Annotated in this window: 12 protein-coding genes and 3 pseudogenes; 9 read left to right on the top strand and 6 right to left on the bottom strand. The window is 51.9% G+C overall.

Translation table 11 applies throughout. The features are described from left to right. Positions 1–22 precede the first annotated feature (22 nt). The 6 genes and pseudogenes from yehK (at position 23) to A7090_RS20800 (ending at position 8194) form a co-directional block, all read left to right on the top strand. Positions 23–337 carry a protein YehK gene (gene yehK, locus A7090_RS20830; RefSeq protein ID WP_105275374.1) on the top strand — a complete coding sequence of 105 codons (315 nt, stop codon included), beginning with the start codon at positions 23–25 and terminating at the stop codon, positions 335–337. Between the two features lie 767 nt (positions 338–1104). Next, a complete protein-coding gene (locus A7090_RS20825) occupies positions 1105–2193 on the top strand; it encodes an ATP-binding protein (protein ID WP_105275373.1) in 1089 nt (362 codons plus the stop codon). Between the two features lie 9 nt (positions 2194–2202). Continuing rightward, positions 2203–4482: pseudogene (locus tag A7090_RS20820) on the top strand (DUF5682 family protein). Continuing rightward, positions 4475–5611, top strand: coding sequence for a VWA domain-containing protein (locus A7090_RS20810; RefSeq protein WP_105275370.1), 1137 nt, complete (start codon positions 4475–4477; stop codon positions 5609–5611). Before A7090_RS20820 ends, A7090_RS20810 begins: the two are co-directional and overlap by 8 nt. Then, positions 5608–7599 carry an SWIM zinc finger family protein gene (locus A7090_RS20805; protein ID WP_105275369.1) on the top strand — a complete coding sequence of 664 codons (1992 nt, stop codon included), beginning with the start codon at positions 5608–5610 and terminating at the stop codon, positions 7597–7599. Before A7090_RS20810 ends, A7090_RS20805 begins: the two co-directional genes overlap by 4 nt. Positions 7600–7732: 133 nt before the next feature. Beyond that, positions 7733–8194 carry a YehR family lipoprotein gene (locus A7090_RS20800; RefSeq protein WP_105275368.1) on the top strand — a complete coding sequence of 154 codons (462 nt, stop codon included), beginning with the start codon at positions 7733–7735 and terminating at the stop codon, positions 8192–8194. Positions 8195–8236: 42 nt separating this feature from the next. Here the strand turns inward: A7090_RS20800 and A7090_RS20795 are convergent, their stop codons facing one another. From A7090_RS20795 to btsS, 3 genes are read right to left on the bottom strand one after another with little or no spacing between them, the layout of a single operon-like run. Beyond that, positions 8237–8707: a DUF1456 family protein gene (locus A7090_RS20795; RefSeq protein ID WP_105275367.1), complete on the bottom strand. Its 471-nt coding sequence runs from the start codon at positions 8705–8707 to the stop codon at positions 8237–8239. 46 nt (positions 8708–8753) lie between these two features. Beyond that, positions 8754–9473 (bottom strand): two-component system response regulator BtsR, encoded by a 720-nt coding sequence (gene btsR / locus A7090_RS20790; protein ID WP_105275366.1) that lies wholly within the window; start codon positions 9471–9473, stop codon positions 8754–8756. Further along, a complete protein-coding gene (gene btsS / locus A7090_RS20785) occupies positions 9470–11155 on the bottom strand; it encodes a two-component regulatory system sensor histidine kinase BtsS (RefSeq protein WP_105275365.1) in 1686 nt (561 codons plus the stop codon). The genes btsR and btsS overlap by 4 nt, the downstream gene beginning before the upstream one ends. Positions 11156–11375: 220 nt before the next feature. On the opposite strand from btsS, the gene mlrA reads away from it, so the two are divergent. Next, a complete protein-coding gene (mlrA, locus tag A7090_RS20780; protein ID WP_105275364.1) occupies positions 11376–12107 on the top strand; it encodes an HTH-type transcriptional regulator MlrA in 732 nt (243 codons plus the stop codon). A 59-nt stretch (positions 12108–12166) separates the two neighbouring features. Then, positions 12167–12274 (top strand): protein YohO, encoded by a 108-nt coding sequence (locus A7090_RS20775; RefSeq protein ID WP_001216963.1) that lies wholly within the window; start codon positions 12167–12169, stop codon positions 12272–12274. Here the strand turns inward: A7090_RS20775 and A7090_RS26220 are convergent. The 3 genes and pseudogenes from A7090_RS26220 to bglX form a co-directional block, all read right to left on the bottom strand. Next, positions 12255–12347 (bottom strand): annotated as a pseudogene (locus A7090_RS26220) (ABC transporter permease); the annotation flags it as partial. The gene A7090_RS20775 and the pseudogene A7090_RS26220 overlap by 20 nt on opposite strands. Then, a pseudogene (locus A7090_RS26215) lies at positions 12330–12449 on the bottom strand (ABC transporter substrate-binding protein); the annotation flags it as partial. The pseudogenes A7090_RS26220 and A7090_RS26215, both read right to left, overlap by 18 nt. Positions 12450–12640: 191 nt before the next feature. Then, a complete protein-coding gene (gene bglX, locus A7090_RS20765) occupies positions 12641–14938 on the bottom strand; it encodes a beta-glucosidase BglX (RefSeq protein ID WP_105275362.1) in 2298 nt (765 codons plus the stop codon). Between the two features lie 195 nt (positions 14939–15133). Between bglX and dld the strand changes: the two genes are divergently transcribed. Next, complete coding sequence (dld, locus tag A7090_RS20760) at positions 15134–16840, top strand: D-lactate dehydrogenase (RefSeq protein ID WP_105275361.1); 1707 nt, start codon at positions 15134–15136, stop codon at positions 16838–16840. Positions 16841–17123: the final 283 nt, after the last annotated feature.

Here is a 17123-nt window from a genome sequence, read left to right as displayed (position 1 = left end):
CTATTTACCACCGGGAAAAGCGATGATCGTGCAAAAAGAGCTGGTCGCTATTTACGATTATGAGGTCCCTGTACCTGAAGATCCGTTTTTCTTCAGACTTGAGATCCATAAACGCTCTGAATTATTTACAGGCTCTATCTATCGACTGGAACGATTCCGGCTACGGCCAACATTTAATGATGCCGACCCGCTAATAAATGATGCGTTGATTTATATAAGAGATGAGTTTATTGATGAGCGAAAATTACGGGGTGAATCACCTGAAACTGTAATAGCAATTTTTAATCGTGAACTACAGAATATATTCAACCAAGAAATAGAGTTATACTCTAAATAATTCAAGTTGCAGGAAGGCGATAAGCGAGTGAATCCCCTGGAGCTTACCAGAGTAAGTGACTGGGGTGAACGACAAATCCGCATGGAGCGGATTTGAACACTACTTGTCGCAGCCCCGTAAGGGGTGAGGCCCATGGATGGGCCGAATAACCCGCAGTCGCAGCACATACAACCTGAAGTATGACGAGTATAGCTTTATTAAAGGGGGAAGAGGTATTCCCCCTTAGATGCGTTTCAATTTGCCCGTTACTTCAACAAATCAATCAACCGTAACAGAGCCACTAATAACTCCAGTACGGCAATGAGCACGGTTAACTTTTGTGTCAGCGTGTCCATCCGCTCTCCTTATTAAGGAGCGCAACACCAGCACCTTACCCTTACACTGCCTGTCGACACTGGTTTACGTATGTTGGACCACGATGTTGCACTCCGGATCAGGGCACCACCTGCAGCACCACCCGTCCGGTAGCCAGGACTTGAAATTGGTCCGATCCGGTGCAACTTCCCAACGGTCTGGATTATAAATCTCGCCTGCAGAATTGCAACGGGGGACGGAGGTGGTTATAATTCGTTCGTTGGAACACGATGTTGCACAGGCTGTGGTATTGGGCCTGAAAGTAGTAAATAAAAGAACCTGCCTCACCAGCAGGTTTTTTTATTTACTGTGATCTACTTTCCAGATATTTTTCGCTCAAACAATTAATGCGCCAAACATTTATTGCGCGTAAGATATCGTTTATTTTATTAATACATTTCAGGGATGAATATATGTCACCGCAGAATAATCACCTGCAGCGTCCACCTGCCGCTGTGTTATACGCCGATGAACTGGCAAAATTAAAACAAAATGATAACGTACCTTGCCCGCCTGGCTGGCAGTTAAGTTTACCTGCCGCCCGTGCTTTTATCCTTGGCGACGAAGCGCAAAATATCAGCCGCAAAGTCGTGATTAGCCCCTCCGCTGTCGAACGTATGTTAGTCACTCTTGCCACCGGGCGCGGTTTGATGTTGGTGGGGGAACCGGGTACGGCAAAATCTCTTCTTTCTGAATTACTGGCAACCGCTATTAGCGGCGATGCCGGTTTAACCATTCAGGGCGGCGCATCTACTACCGAAGATCAAATCAAGTACGGCTGGAACTACGCCCTGCTTATCAATCATGGTCCGTCAACGGAAGCGCTGGTCCCTGCCCCACTCTACCAGGGAATGCGCGACGGCAAGATAGTTCGCTTTGAGGAAATTACCCGTACCCCACTGGAAGTACAGGACTGTCTGTTAGGTATGCTTTCTGACAGGGTAATGACAGTGCCGGAACTCACCGGTGAAGCCAGCCAACTCTATGCGCGGGAAGGTTTTAATATTATTGCCACCGCCAATACCCGAGATCGCGGCGTCAATGAAATGAGCGCCGCGCTAAAGCGTCGATTCGATTTTGAAACTGTTTTTCCGATTATGGATTTCGCCCAGGAGCTGGAACTGGTCGCCAGTGCTTCGGCGCGTTTACTGGCCCATAGCGGCATTCCGCATAAAGTGCCTGACGCGGTACTGGAGTTACTGGTCCGCACCTTCCGCGATCTGCGCGCCAGCGGCGAAAAGAAAACGTCAATGGACACCCTGACAGCAATTATGTCCACTGCCGAAGCCGTCAACGTGGCCCACGCCGTGGGCGTCCGCGCCTGGTTTTTAGCGAATCGCGCGGGGGAACCTGCCGACCTGGTGGATTGTATTGCCGGAACAATCGTCAAAGATAACGAAGAAGATCGCGCCCGCCTGCGCCGTTACTTTGAACAGCGCGTTGCTACGCATAAAGAAGCACACTGGCAGGCTTATTACCAGGCTCGCCACCGCCTGCCGTGAGGAAAGAGCATGAGTGAGCCGTTAATTGTCGGCATCCGGCATCATAGTCCGGCCTGCGCCCGGCTGGTGAAATCGTTAATCGAAAGCCAGCGGCCACGATACGTATTGATTGAAGGGCCGGCTGATTTTAATGACCGGGTAGACGAACTGTTTTTAGCCCACCAGCTTCCGGTGGCTATTTACAGTTATTCTCAGTATCAGGACAGCAATACTACAGGATGCGGTGCCTGGACACCGTTTGCCGAATTCTCGCCGGAGTGGCAGGCGCTGCATGCCGCACGTCACATTCAGGCACAAACATACTTTATCGATTTGCCTTGCTGGGCACAGAGTGAAGAAGAGGACGATTCACCCGATACGCAAGATGAAAACCAGGCCTTACTGCTGCGTGCCACCCGCATGGATAACAGCGATACCCTGTGGGATCACTTGTTCGAAGATGAAAGCCAGAAAACTGCATTACCCTCTGCACTGGCGCACTATTTTGCCCAACTGCGGGGCGACTCCTCCGGCGATGCCTTAAACCGCCAGCGCGAAGCCTTTATGGCTCGCTGGATCGCATGGGCGATGCAGCAAAACAATGGCGACGTATTGGTCGTCTGCGGCGGCTGGCACGCTCCTGCACTGGCAAAAATGTGGCGCGAATGCCCGCAAGAAATTAACAAACCAGAATTGCCCTCGGTGGCAGATGCCGTTACAGGTTGCTATCTCACGCCATACAGTGAAAAGCGCCTTGATGTGCTGGCGGGATACCTTTCAGGAATGCCTGCCCCGGTCTGGCAAAGCTGGTGCTGGCAGTTTGGCTTGCAGCAGGCGGGAGAACAATTGCTAAAAACGGTTCTTACCCGTTTGCGCCAGCACCACTTTCCCGCTTCTACCGCGGATATGGCTGCCGCTCATCTGCATGCGATAGCGCTGGCACAGTTGCGCGGTCATACGCTACCGTTACGCACTGACTGGCTGGATGCCATAGCAGGATCGCTGATTAAAGAAGCCCTGAATACGCCGTTGCCGTGGAGCTATCGCGGAGTTATTCATCCCGATACCGATCCGATTCTGGTAACGTTGATAGACACATTAGCGGGAGACAGATTCGGTAAACTTGCCCCCGCCACGCCACAACCACCTCTGCCAAAAGATGTCATTTGCGAACTGGAACGTACCACAATCTCTCTTCCGGCAGAGCTTACCTTAAATCGCTTTACCTCCGATGGGCTGGCGCAAAGCCAGGTGCTGCATCGGTTGGCAATACTGGCGATTCCCGGCATTGTGCGCCAGCACGGAAGTACACTGACGCTTGCGGGTAACGGTGAAGAACAGTGGAAATTAACCCAGCCGCTTATCCAATATGCGGCATTGATTGAGGCCGCCTGCTTTGGCGCCACGCTCCAGGAAGCCGCACGCAATAAATTAGAAGCCGATATGCTGGACGCGGGTGGAATCGGTAGCATCACCACATGTCTTAGCCAGGCGGCGTTAGCGGGCCTGGCGAGCTTTAGTGAGCAATTACTGGAACAACTCAGATTATTAATCGCCTAGGAAAATCAGTTTGCCGAGATGGGCCAGGCGCTGGAAGTGCTTTATGCCTTATGGCGGCTGGATGATATCAGCGGTATGCAAGGCGCTCAGATATTACAAACGACATTATGCGCGGCTATCGATCGCACGCTCTGGTTGTGTGAATCCAACGGCAGACCGGATGAAAAGGAGTTCCACGCTCACTTGCATAGCTGGCAGGCGCTTTGCCATATCCTTCGCGATCTGCATAGCGGTGTGGCGCTCCCCGGCGTTTCTCTTTCTGCGGCGGTGGCCTTACTGGAGCGCCGCAGTCAGGCGATTCATACCCCGGCACTGGATCGCGGCGCGGCATTGGGCGCACTGATACGTCTGGAACATCCCAACGCCAGTACCGAAGCGGCGTTGACGATGCTGGCGCAATTACCCCCGGCACAATCTGGCGAGGCGCTGCACGGTTTGCTGGCGCTGGCCCGCCATCAACTGGCCTGTCAGCCTGCATTTATCGCCGGTTTCAGCCGTCATTTAAATCAATTGAGTGACGACGATTTTATTAACGCCCTGCCCGATTTGCGCGCGGCGATGGCCTGGCTACCGCCACGAGAGCGCGGGACACTGGCGCATCAGGTGCTTGAGCATTATCAACTGGCACAACTTCCCATTTCGGCGCTGCAAATGCCGTTGCATTGTCCACCGCAAGCCATTGCACATCATCAACAACTCGAACAGCAGGCACTGGCATCGCTGCAACACTGGGGAGTTTTCCATGTCTGAACAGAACGATCTTCTGACCACCCGTGAGCTACAACGCTGGCGATTAATTCTTGGCGAAGCGGCAGAAACGACGCTTTGTGGGCTGGATGACAACGCCCGGCAGATAGACCACGCGCTGGAGTGGCTGTACGGGCGCGATCCTGAACGGCTCCAGCGTGGTGAACGCTCCGGTGGATTAGGTAGCTCAAATCTCACCACACCGGAATGGATCAACGATATTCACACGCTGTTTCCGCAGCAGGTGATTGAGCGCCTGGAAAGCGATGCGGTGCTGCGCTACGGCATAGAAGATGTGGTGACAAATCTTGAAGTGCTCGAACGTATGCAACCGTCCGAAAGCCTGCTACGCGCCGTTTTGCATACCAAACATCTGATGAATCCCGAAGTGCTGGCTGCCGCACGCCGGATAGTGCGCCAGGTGGTTGAAGAAATTATGGCGCGACTGGCAAAGGAAGTTCGCCAGGCTTTTTCTGGTGTCCGCGATCGCCGTCGCCGCTCATTTATTCCACTGGCACGAAACTTCGATTTCAGAAGTACCCTGCGCGCTAACCTGCAACACTGGCACCCGCAACATGGCAAGTTGTATATAGAATCCCCCCGCTTTAACAGCCGTATTAAGCGCCACAGTGAACAATGGCAACTGGTCTTACTGGTTGATCAAAGCGGATCAATGGTCGATTCGGTGATCCACTCTGCGGTAATGGCGGCCTGTTTATGGCAGTTACCCGGTATCCGCACGCATCTGGTCGCTTTTGACACCAGTGTGGTCGATCTCACGGCAGACGTTGCCGATCCGGTAGAGTTATTAATGAAAGTACAGTTGGGCGGCGGGACCAATATCGCCAGTGCCGTGGAGTATGGTCGGCAACTTATTGAACAACCAGCAAAAAGCGTCATTATTCTCGTGAGCGATTTTTATGAAGGGGGGTCATCATCATTGCTCACGCATCAGGTGAAAAAGTGTGTCCAGAGCGGCATCAAAGTACTGGGGCTGGCGGCGCTTGATAGCACCGCAACACATTGCTATGACCGCGATATGGCCCAGGCACTGGTTAATGTCGGCGCACAAATAGCCGCGATGACGCCGGGAGAACTGGCGACCTGGCTTGCGGAGAATCTTCAGTCATGAATTCACTACGTCCGGAATTACTGGAGCTGACACCGCAGGCTCTGACGGCGTTAAGCAATGCCGGTTTTGTGAAGCGCAGCCTTAAGGAACTGGAAAATGGCAACGTCCCAGAAATCAGCTATGAGAACGATGCTTTAATCGCCACGTTCAGTGACGGTGTACGTACTCAGCTGGCGAGTGGTCAGGCACTGAAAGAGGCCCGATGTAGCTGCGGAGCCAGCGGCATGTGCCGCCATCGCGTGATGCTGGTATTAAGTTATCAACGCCTTTGCGCCACCGCCCAGCCTACAAAAAAAGAAGATGAGTGGGATCCGGCAATCTGGCTGGAAGAACTGGCAACCCTGCCCGATGCTACCCGTAAACGCGCACAGGCACTGGTCGCTAAAGGCATCACCATTGAGTTGTTCTGTACGCCGGGCGAAATGCCCTCTGCCCGCTTACCGATGAGTGATGTACGTTTTTATTCCCGCAGCAGTATTCGCTTCGCACGCTGTGATTGTATTGAAGGAACGCTGTGTGAACACATAGCACTGGCTGTGCAGGCCTTCGTCGAGGCCAAAAATCAGCAAGCAGAATTTAACCATCTGATCTGGCAGATGCGCAGTGAACACGTCACATCATCTGATGATCCGTTTGCCAGCGACGAAGGTAAAGCGTGTCGTCAATATGTTCAGCAATTAAGCCAGGCATTATGGCTGGGGGGCATCAGCCAACCGCCAATTCATTACGAGGCCGCTTTCAGCCGGGCGCAGCAGGCGGCGGACACCTGCAACTGGCGCTGGGTGAGTGAATCACTTCGGCAACTACGAACCAGTGTTGACGCTTTCCATGCTCGCGCCAGTCACTATCATGCTGGAGAATGCCTGCGTCAGCTTGCGGCATTAAATAGTCGGTTGAACTGTGCGCAAGAGATGGCACGACGCGACAGTGTCGGTGAAGTACCGCCAGCGCCGTGGCGCACCATTGTCGGCGCGGGAATTGCCGGAGAAGCCAAACTTGATCATTTGCGGCTGGTGTCACTAGGTATGCGTTGCTGGCAGGATAATGAGCAGTATGGTTTACGCATCTGGTTCACCGATCCCGACACCGGCAGTATTTTGCATCTTTCGCGTAGTTGGCCGAGAAGTGAACAGGATAACTCTCCAGCAGCAAAACGGCGGCTGTTTAGTTTTCAGGCTAGTGCGCTGGCGGGTGGGCAAATTGTTTCACAAGCAGCAAAACGCAGTGCCGATGGCGAGCTGCTGTTAGCTACCCGCAACCGCTTAAGCAGCGTTGTTCCGCTGTCGCCAGATGCCTGGCAAATATTGAGCACGCCGTTGCGCCAGCCGGGCATTGTGGCTTTGCGGGAATATTTACGCCAGCGCCCCCCCGCCAGCATACGACCGCTCAACCAGGTCGATAACTTATTTATTTTGCCGGTAGCAGAGTGTATTTCGCTCGGTTGGGATAGCAGCCGACAAACGCTGGATGCACAGGTAATCAGTGGCGAAGGTGAAGATAATGTGCTGACGTTATCACTGCCAGCTTCAGCCTGTGCGCCCTTTGCTGTTGAACGCATGGCAGCTCTGTTACAACAAACAGAGGACCCCGTGAGTCTGGTATCTGGCTTTGTCAGTTTTGTTGAGGGGCAATTGACACTGGAACCTCGGATAATGATGACAAAAACTCGCGCCTGGGCGCTGGACGCAGAAACTGCGCCAGTGGCCCCGCTACCTTCTGCCAGCGTTCTGTCTGTGCCGTCTACCGCTCATCAGTTGCTGATGCGCTGTCAGGCGTTGCTTATTCAACTGCTCCATAATGGCTGGCGCTATCAGGAACAGAGTGCTATTAGTCAGGCAGAGTTGCTGGCCAATGACCTCTCCACGGTAGGTTTTTATCGGTTGGCTCATGTGTTGGGACAATTTCGTCATACAGAAGGCGAGGCACGGGTAGAAGCAATGAATAACGGTGTTTTGCTTTGCGAACAATTATTACCCATGCTTGAGTAACAAGGAGGAAATAGTGCTTTTTACTGAGAGTTCTACTCCAGTTTCGGACTGCTCATAGCACGGTATTAGGCATATCCTATATAGCCTCTGGTGAGAGTCACCAGTTCCTTGATTAAATAAAATGGAGTTTTACATGAAGGCTTTCAATAAGCTGTTTTCCCTTGTTGTTGCATCTGTTCTGGTTTTCTCTCTTGCTGGCTGTGGTGACAAAGAAGAATCAAAGAAATTCAGCGCCAATCTGAACGGTACTGAAATTGCTATTACCTATGTCTACAAAGGTGACAAAGTCCTTAAGCAATCTTCTGAAACCAAAATCCAATTTGCCTCCATTGGTGCAACCACCAAAGAAGATGCTGCCAAGACACTTGAGCCGTTAAGCGCCAAATACAAAAACATCCAGGGTGTTGAAGAAAAATTAACCTATACCGATACCTACGCGCAAGAAAACGTGACTATCGATATGGAAAAAGTTGATTTTAAAGCCCTGCAGGGTATTTCAGGAATCAACGTTTCTGCTGAAGATGCCAAAAAAGGTATCACTATGGCGCAAATGGAACTGGTGATGAAAGCCGCTGGTTTTAAAGAAGTAAAATAATCTGTCGGCGGCCATGTTTTTCGCATGGCCGCCATAACCGTCTTAGCTTTTCTTCACATGCTGGCGCGCTGCCAGTCCACGCAGAAAATAACGTAAAAATTGATCGCCGCATTCGCGGAAGTTTTTATGATCCGGTGCACGCATCATCGCCGTAATTTCCGGCATCGAAACGCGGAACTGCTGTTCGGTAAGGATCGCCAGAATGTCATCGGTTTTCAGCGAAAACGCGATGCGTAATTTTTTCAGCACGATGTTGTTATTAATGCGGCGTTCCGGCTCCAGCGCCGGAGCAGACTCATCCTTGCCGCGTTTTTCATAAATCAGGCCATTGAGGAATGAAGACAAAACAATGTCCGGACAACGCTGAAAACCCTCTTCGTCATCTTTGCGTAGCCAGACGGCGATCTGTTCCGCGGTGGCTTCGACATTGCCCAGCGCCAGAATGCGCACCAGGTCGTTATTATTGGCTTTCAAAATGTAGCGCACGCTGCGCAGAATATCGTTACTTAGCATGAGGCCTTCAGGTGTTGATGACGCAAAAAGTCATTTTAGCAGTCTTTTACAGGCCAATCGCCTCTTTTAAGCTTTTCAGATAACGGCGGCTGACCGGCACAGTTAAGCCATTACGCAAAATCAACTCGGCCTTGCCGTTATCTTCCAGACGAATCTCCTGTAAATGCGCGAGGTTAACCAGATACTGACGATGGCAGCGCAGTAGCGGTGTACGGCTTTCCAGGGTGCGTAAAGTCAGTTCAGTAAAACCTTCCTTCCCTTCGTGACTGGTAACGTAGACACCGCTCATCCGACTGCTGACAAATGCCACATCTTTCATTTGCAGCAAATAAATCCGACTATGCCCCGTACAAGGGATAAATTTCAGCGCCTGTTGATTTTCCGGTAACAGCGAAACATCCTGCTTGCTGTACTCCTGACGCAATCGCACCAGCGTTTTCTCCAGCCGCGCTTCATCAATTGGCTTCAGGAGATAATCAAAGGCATGCTCTTCAAAGGCTTTAATGGCGTATTCATCAAACGCGGTGAGAAAAACGATATACGGACGATGTTCCGGGTCGAGCATCCCCACCATTTCCAGACCGCTGATGCGCGGCATCTGGATGTCGAGAAACAGCACGTCCGGACGCAGTTTATGCACCGCGCCGATCCCTTCCACGGCATTTGAACACTCACCGACGATTTCGATATCACTCTGCTCCTGCAAAAATACGCGCAGGTTCTCCCGAGCTAACGGTTCATCATCGACAATTAAGACTTTAATCATGCCTCATCCCTCCATGGCAGTCGTAATGTTATTCGGGTGTAACTATCAGGCTCACAGGCGACGCTTATCCCATAGTCATCGCCAAATCGTTCACGTAAACGCTTATCCACCAGATTCATCCCCAGCCCGCTGGCATTGGTTACCGGTTGATACAAACCGGCATTGTCTTCGATCTCCAGCATCAAATGTTGCCCCTCACGTCGGGCGTTGATTGCCACTCGTCCTGTATCCAGCAGCTGTGATGTCCCATGTTTAATGGCGTTTTCCACTATCGGTTGCAGAGTAAACGCGGGCAATTGCTGCTGGGATAATTCTTGCGGAATAGCAATGTTAACCTGCAAACGCGACTGGAAGCGCGCCTTTTCAATTTGCAGATAAGCATTCACATGTTCAATTTCGTCGGCGAGAGTAACAAACTCCGAAGGCCGCTTTAAGTTTTTGCGAAAAAAAGTGGAAAGATACTGCACCAGTTGGCTGGCCTGTTCGCTGTCACGACGGATTACCGCTTTAATGGTGTTAAGCGCATTAAACAAGAAATGGGGGTTCACCTGGGCGTGAAGTAGTTTGATCTCTGACTGGGTGAGCATCGCTTTTTGCCGCTCATATTGCCCGGCAAGGATCTGCGCCGAAAGCAGTTGCGCAATCCCCTCGCCCAGCGTGCGGTTGATTGAACTGAACAAACGGTTTTTGGCTTCATACAATTTGATGGTGCCCATCACCCGCTGATTTTCACCACGCAACGGGATCACCAGCGTCGACCCCAGTTTGCATTGCGGATGCAACGAGCAACGGTAAGGCACTTCGTTGCCATCAGCGTAGACCACTTCACCGGTTTCAATCGCTTTTAAGGTGTAAGTCGAAGAAATCGGTTTGCCGGGTAAATGGTGGTCGTCACCAATTCCGGTAAAGGCCAGCAATTTCTCACGATCGGTAATCGCGACGGCACCAATATCCAGCTCCTGATACAGCACCTGCGCCACTTTCATGCTGTTCACTTCGTTAAACCCCTGGCGCAAAATGCCTTCTGTCGAGGCCGCCACTTTCAGCGCGGTGGCAGAAAAAGCCGAAGTGTATTTTTCAAACATTGCGCGTTTATCGAGCAATATACGCATAAACAGCGCCGCGCCGACAGTATTAGTGACCATCATTGGCGCAGCAATATTACTCACCAGACGCACCGCATCTTCATAAGGTCGGGCGATCGCCAGGATGATCAGCATTTGCACCATTTCAGCGACGAACGTGACGGCACCGGCGGTTATGGGGTTAAAGACTTTATCAGTGCGCCCGCGACGGATCAGGATGCTGTGTACCAGGCCGCCAAGCAATCCTTCAACGATGGTCGAGATCATGCAACTTAGCGCGGTCATACCCCCCATCGAATATCGATGTAACCCACCGGTCAGACCAACCAGCCCACCGACGACCGGACCGCCGAGTAAACCGCCCATTACCGCGCCAATCGCACGAGTATTGGCAATAGAATCGTCGATGTGCAACCCGAACCAGGTGCCCATGATGCAGAAGATGGAAAAGACGATGTAGCAGAGAAATTTATGCGGCAGACGAACCGTAACCTGCATTAACGGTATGAATAATGGCGTTTTACTCATTAACCACGCAATGACTAAAAAAACGCACATCTGCTGAAGCAGCAGCAACACCAGATTAAAATCGTACATACCCGCAAACCACACTTCCCTTTAAAACGCGTAACATACATTGCCTGCGTTTAACTTTCTTTGAACTCTTGCAGAAAAATGAGAATTCGTGAGTACGATCACTCAAAATTGCCTGGCAAAAATAAAAAAACCTAAAGATGCACAAAAAACGGGCAAAACTACCTGGTTCGCAAAACTGCGTCTAAAGTTAAACCGGGACCTCGCGAGCAAGGGTGAGAGGATGGCGCTTTACACAATTGGTGAAGTGGCGTTGCTTTGTGATATCAACCCTGTCACGTTACGCGCGTGGCAGAGGCGTTACGGATTGCTGAAACCGCAGCGGACAGACGGCGGTCATCGGCTGTTCAACGATGCCGATATTGACCGGATCCGGGAGATCAAACGCTGGATCGACAACGGCGTGCAGGTCAGCAAAGTTAAAATGCTGCTCAGTAATGAAAATGTTGATGTACAGAACGGCTGGCGCGATCAGCAAGAAACATTACTGACTTACCTGCAAAGCGGCAATCTGCATAGCCTGCGAACGTGGATCAAAGAGCGTGGACAGGATTACCCCGCCCAGACGCTCACCACGCACCTGTTTATTCCTCTGCGCCGACGGCTTCAGTGCCAACAACCGACTCTCCAGGCGTTGCTGGCGATCCTCGACGGCGTACTAATCAACTACATCGCTATTTGCCTGGCCTCTGCGCACAAAAAACAAGGTAAAGATGCACTGGTGGTTGGCTGGAATATTCACGATACCACCCGTCTGTGGCTGGAGGGCTGGATTGCCAGTCAACAAGGATGGCGCATTGATGTCCTCGCCCACTCACTCAATCAACTACGCCCGGAACTGTTTGAAGGCCGCACGCTATTGGTGTGGTGCGGCGAAAACCAGTCCCCCGCCCAGCAACAGCAACTCACCAGTTGGCAACAGCAAGGCCATGATATTTTCCCGCTCGGCATTTAATGATTCGTTAACAAATGCGCTTTACTGTACAATCCTTTCGTTAACATAAGGAGTGCATTATGCGCATAGCTAAAATTGGGGTCATCGCCCTGTTCCTGTTTATGGCATTAGGTGGAATTGGTGGCGTCATGCTCGCAGGTTATACCTTTATTTTGCGTGCTGGCTAAACACCTGCACCAGCCGTTCAAACAGGCGGTCTGCGATGATCGCCGCCAGTGCCACCAGCAACGCGCCTTCGATATCAATTTTTGAACCGACTTTAACGGGAGAAGCCGCCTGTAGCGGCAGACTCACGGCTGCCAACAAAACCAGTGAACCTGCCCAGAGTTTTGAGAGTGGCATGATGCTTTCCTCATTTTTTTACTTTTTTTCAGCGAATTAAGAGAAAATCATCGTGTTTTTTGCCGGATGCGGCGTAAACGCCTTATCCGGCCTACAAATAGCGAAAATTCAAAAGGGTGCAAACACCCTGTAGGCCTGATAAGCACAGTGCATCAGGCAAAGGGCGCAAACGTCGCGCCCTGACTAAAGCATTACAGCAACTCAAACTCGCCTTTCTTAACGCGTGCGGAATCAGTGCCGATAAAGACGTTGAACTTGCCAGGCTCGGCGTCATATTTCATCTGCTGATTCCAGAACTTCAGCGCCTCAATATCGATCGGGAAGCTGACGGTCTGAGTTTCGCCCGGTTTCAGGGTGATTTTTTCAAAGCCTTTCAGCTGCTTCACCGGACGACTCATGGAAGCCGTCACATCCTGCAAGTACATCTGCACTACCGTGGCCCCTTCGCGCTTACCGGTGTTCGTCACCTGCACGCTGGCGGTCACTTTGCCGTCACGCTTCATGGTCGGCGCAGAAAGTTTCACCTCAGAGACGGTGAAAGTGGTGTAGCTCAGACCATAGCCAAACGGATAAAGCGCCCCGTTAGCTTCATCGAAATAGCGCGAAGTGTATTTGTTCGGCTTGTCGGCATTATACGGACGACCGGTATTCAAATGGCTGTAGTACACCGGGATCTGCCCGACAGAACGCGGGAAGGACATTGGCAGCTTGCCGGACGGGTTGTAATCACCAAACAACACATCGGCAATCGCATTACCGCCTTCCGTACCCGCAAACCAGGTTTCCAGAATCGCGTCGGCCTGCTGATCTTCTTTCACCAGCGCCAGTGGACGACCGTTCATCAGCACCAGCACCAGCGGTTTACCGGTGGCTTTCAGCGCCGCAATCAAGTCACGTTGGCTTTGCGGAATAGTGATATCGGTCCGACTGGAGGCTTCATGCGCCATCCCCTGTGCTTCACCGACCACAGCCACCACCACATCAGATTGTTTCGCAGTCTGCACAGCTTCATCAATCATCTCTTGCGGCGAGCGCAAATCGACGTTGACCGCTTCTTCATACTGATTCAGGAAGTCAACGATGCCTTTGTCATTGGTGACGTTGGCCCCTTTGGCATACAGCACTTTACCGTTTTCACCGACGGCATTTTTAATCCCGGTCAGTACGGTCACGGATTGCCCGGCAACACCAGCGGCAGACCAGCTGCCCATGACGTCACGTTTGCTGTCTGCCAGTGGCCCCACCACCGCAATGGTGGCTGTTTTTTTCAGCGGCAACGTTTCGAGACGGTTTTTTAATAGCACCAGACTTTCACGCGCCACTTCACGCGCTTCTTTGCGGTGCAAACGGCTTTCGGCATTGGTATCCACCGGGTCAGATTCTTTCGGCCCAAGGTGGCTGTATGGGTCGTTAAACAACCCCATATCATATTTAACGTTCAGCACATGACGGGCAGCGTCGTCCAGCTCTTCCATCGTCACCTTGCCGGACTTGATCAACCCCGGCAGATACTTCGAGTAGTACTCATCGCTCATACTCATGTTGATCCCGGACTTCAGCGCCACGCGCACCGCATCTTCCGGGTCTGCCGCCGTACCGTGTTTAATCAGTTCTTTGATTGCGCCATGATCGGAAACGGTGATGCCTTTAAAGCCCCACCGATCGCGCAATACGTCTTTCAGCAGCCAGGAATCGGAGGTGGCAGGCGTGCCGTTCAGAGAATTCAACGCCACCATCACCGCGCCACTGCCTGCGTCCAGCCCCGCTTTGTACGGCGGCATATAATCATTAAACAGACGCTGCGGGCTCATATCGACGGTGTTGTACTCTTTACCGCCTTCTACCGCACCGTATGCAGCAAAGTGTTTGACGCTGGTCATCACCGAGTAGCGATCTGCCGGGCTTTTGCCTTGCATCGCTTCAACCATGGTTTTGCCCATCATTGAGGTGAGATATGTATCTTCGCCAAAACCTTCGGAAGCACGTCCCCAGCGCGGATCGCGCGAGACATCGACCATCGGTGCCCAGGTCATATTCAGGCCATCATCTGCCGCTTCATAAGCTGAGACACGCCCAACCGTTTTCACCGCATCGAGGTTAAAAGAAGAGGCCAGACCGAGGCTAATCGGGAACACCGTGCGTTGACCGTGCAGCACGTCGTAAGCAAAGAAAAGAGGAATTTTCAGGCGGCTCAGCTCCATTACCTGATCCTGCATGGCGCGGATATCCTGACGGGTTACGGTATTGAAAATCGCCCCAACCTGCCCGTCTTTGATCATCTCGCGGATCGCCTCTTTCGGGTTATCCGGGCCGACGCTGATTAAGCGAAGCTGACCAATCTTTTCATCAACCGTCATTTTCTTGAGCAGCTCGGTGACGAACGCATCCCGCGCTTCGGGCGTTAATGGATGGTTGCCGAACAAATCATCTGCCAGTGCTGGTTGCAAGGCCAGACTCACCGCGATACCTACTGAACATAGCCATTTCATATGGATTTTTCTTCCTCTGTTGCCCGACGAGGCAGCGAAAATAGTGCAAAAACCGTAGTTTGCCATAAGCCTGGAGGAGAGAGAAAAAGAATGCTCAGTTTATTGTCTGAATTTTCAAAATATTCACTCGCTGAATTGTCATACAAGGCGCTATTCTAGTTTGTGATATTTTTTCGCCACCACAAGGAGTGGAAAATGTCTTCCATGACAACAACTGATAATAAATCCTTTTTGAATGAACTTGCCCGTCTGGTCGGTCATTCACACCTGCTCACCGATCCCGCCAAAACGGCCCGCTATCGCAAGGGCTTCCGTTCTGGTCAGGGCGACGCACTGGCTGTCGTTTTTCCTGGTTCGCTGCTGGAATTGTGGCGGGTGCTGAAAGCCTGCGTCACCGCTGACAAAATTATTCTGATGCAGGCCGCCAATACCGGTCTGACCGAAGGCTCGACGCCAAACGGTAACGATTATGATCGCGATATCGTGATCATCAGCACCCTGCGCCTCGACAAGCTGCACGTTCTCGGCAAGGGCGAACAGGTGCTGGCGTATCCTGGCACCACGCTCTATTCGCTGGAGAAAGCCCTCAAACCATTAGGTCGCGAACCGCATTCGGTGATTGGTTCATCGTGTATAGGCGCATCGGTCATCGGCGGTATCTGTAACAACTCCGGCGGCTCACTGGTGCAACGTGGCCCGGCGTATACCGAAATGTCGTTATTCGCGCGAATAAATGAAGACGGCAAACTGACGCTGGTGAACCACCTGGGGATTGATCTGGGCGAAACGCCGGAGCAGATCCTTAGCAAGCTGGATGACGATCGCATCAAAGAAGATGATGTTCGCCATGATGGTCGTCACGCCCACGATTATGACTATGTCCACCGCGTTCGGGATATTGAAGCCGACACGCCCGCACGTTATAACGCCGATCCGGATCGGTTATTTGAATCGTCTGGTTGCGCCGGGAAGCTGGCCGTCTTTGCGGTACGCCTTGATACCTTCGAAGCGGAAAAAAATCAGCAGGTGTTTTATATCGGCACCAACCAGCCGGAAGTACTGACCGAAATCCGTCGTCATATTCTGGCTAATTTCGAAAATCTGCCGGTTGCCGGGGAATATATGCATCGGGATATCTACGATATCGCGGAAAAGTACGGCAAAGACACCTTCCTGATGATTGATAAGTTAGGCACCGACAAGATGCCGTTCTTCTTTAATCTCAAGGGACGCACCGATGCGATGCTGGAGAAAGTGAAATTCTTCCGTCCGCATTTTACCGACCGTGCGATGCAAAAATTCGGTCACCTGTTCCCCAACCATTTACCGCCGCGCATGAAAAACTGGCGCGATAAATACGAGCATCATCTGCTGTTAAAAATGGCGGGCGATGGCGTTGGTGAAGCCAAATCGTGGCTGGTGGATTATTTCAAACAGGCCGAGGGCGATTTCTTTGTCTGTACGCCAGAGGAAGGTAGCAAAGCGTTTTTACACCGTTTCGCCGCTGCGGGCGCAGCAATTCGTTATCAGGCTGTGCATTCCGATGAAGTCGAAGACATTCTGGCGCTGGATATTGCCCTGCGGCGTAACGACACCGAATGGTATGAGCATTTACCGCCGGAGATCGACAGCCAGTTGGTGCACAAGCTCTATTACGGCCATTTTATGTGCTATGTCTTCCATCAGGATTACATCGTTAAAAAAGGCGTGGATGTGCATGCATTGAAAGAACAGATGCTGGAACTGCTACAACAGCGTGGCGCGCAATACCCTGCCGAGCATAACGTCGGTCATTTGTATAAAGCACCGGAGACGTTGCAGAAGTTCTATCGCGAGAACGACCCGACCAACAGTATGAATCCGGGGATTGGTAAAACCAGTAAGCGGAAAAACTGGCAGTAAGTGGAGTAAATACAGCAGGAGGCCTGATGCAGATGTAGGCCTGATAAGATGCGCCAGCATCGCGTCAGGCTCGGGCACCTGATGCCGGATGCGGCGTGAACGCCTTATCCGGCCTACGGACGTGTCACTTTTGTAGGCCTGATAAGATGCGCAAGCATCGCGTCAGGCTCGGGCACCTGATGCCGGATGCGGCGTAAACGCCTTATCCGGCCTACGGACGCGTCACGTTTGTAGGCCTGATAAGATGCGCAAGCATCGCATCAGGCTCGGGCACCTGATGCCG

Origin of the sequence: Escherichia sp. MOD1-EC7003 (assembly GCF_002965065.1) — a bacterium.
Classification (GTDB): domain Bacteria; phylum Pseudomonadota; class Gammaproteobacteria; order Enterobacterales; family Enterobacteriaceae; genus Escherichia.
Note: the sequence above shows the minus strand (reverse complement) of the source record. Positions and strands in the feature narration are given on the sequence as shown.

What these genes read in the sequence shown, in the direction of transcription:
- btsR (WP_105275366.1), bottom strand. Translation starts at nt 9,473, where the DNA reads ATGATTAAAGTCTTAATTGTCGATGATGAACCGTTAGCTCGGGAGAAC.
- A7090_RS20810 (WP_105275370.1), top strand. Translation starts at nt 4,475, where the DNA reads ATGTCTGAACAGAACGATCTTCTGACCACCCGTGAGCTACAACGCTGG.
- bglX (WP_105275362.1), bottom strand. Translation starts at nt 14,938, where the DNA reads ATGAAATGGCTATGTTCAGTAGGTATCGCGGTGAGTCTGGCCTTGCAA.
- yehK (WP_105275374.1), top strand. Translation starts at nt 23, where the DNA reads ATGATCGTGCAAAAAGAGCTGGTCGCTATTTACGATTATGAGGTCCCT.
- A7090_RS20825 (WP_105275373.1), top strand. Translation starts at nt 1,105, where the DNA reads ATGTCACCGCAGAATAATCACCTGCAGCGTCCACCTGCCGCTGTGTTA.
- mlrA (WP_105275364.1), top strand. Translation starts at nt 11,376, where the DNA reads ATGGCGCTTTACACAATTGGTGAAGTGGCGTTGCTTTGTGATATCAAC.
- dld (WP_105275361.1), top strand. Translation starts at nt 15,134, where the DNA reads ATGTCTTCCATGACAACAACTGATAATAAATCCTTTTTGAATGAACTT.
- A7090_RS20800 (WP_105275368.1), top strand. Translation starts at nt 7,733, where the DNA reads ATGAAGGCTTTCAATAAGCTGTTTTCCCTTGTTGTTGCATCTGTTCTG.
- A7090_RS20795 (WP_105275367.1), bottom strand. Translation starts at nt 8,707, where the DNA reads ATGCTAAGTAACGATATTCTGCGCAGCGTGCGCTACATTTTGAAAGCC.
- A7090_RS20775 (WP_001216963.1), top strand. Translation starts at nt 12,167, where the DNA reads ATGCGCATAGCTAAAATTGGGGTCATCGCCCTGTTCCTGTTTATGGCA.
- A7090_RS20805 (WP_105275369.1), top strand. Translation starts at nt 5,608, where the DNA reads ATGAATTCACTACGTCCGGAATTACTGGAGCTGACACCGCAGGCTCTG.
- btsS (WP_105275365.1), bottom strand. Translation starts at nt 11,155, where the DNA reads ATGTACGATTTTAATCTGGTGTTGCTGCTGCTTCAGCAGATGTGCGTT.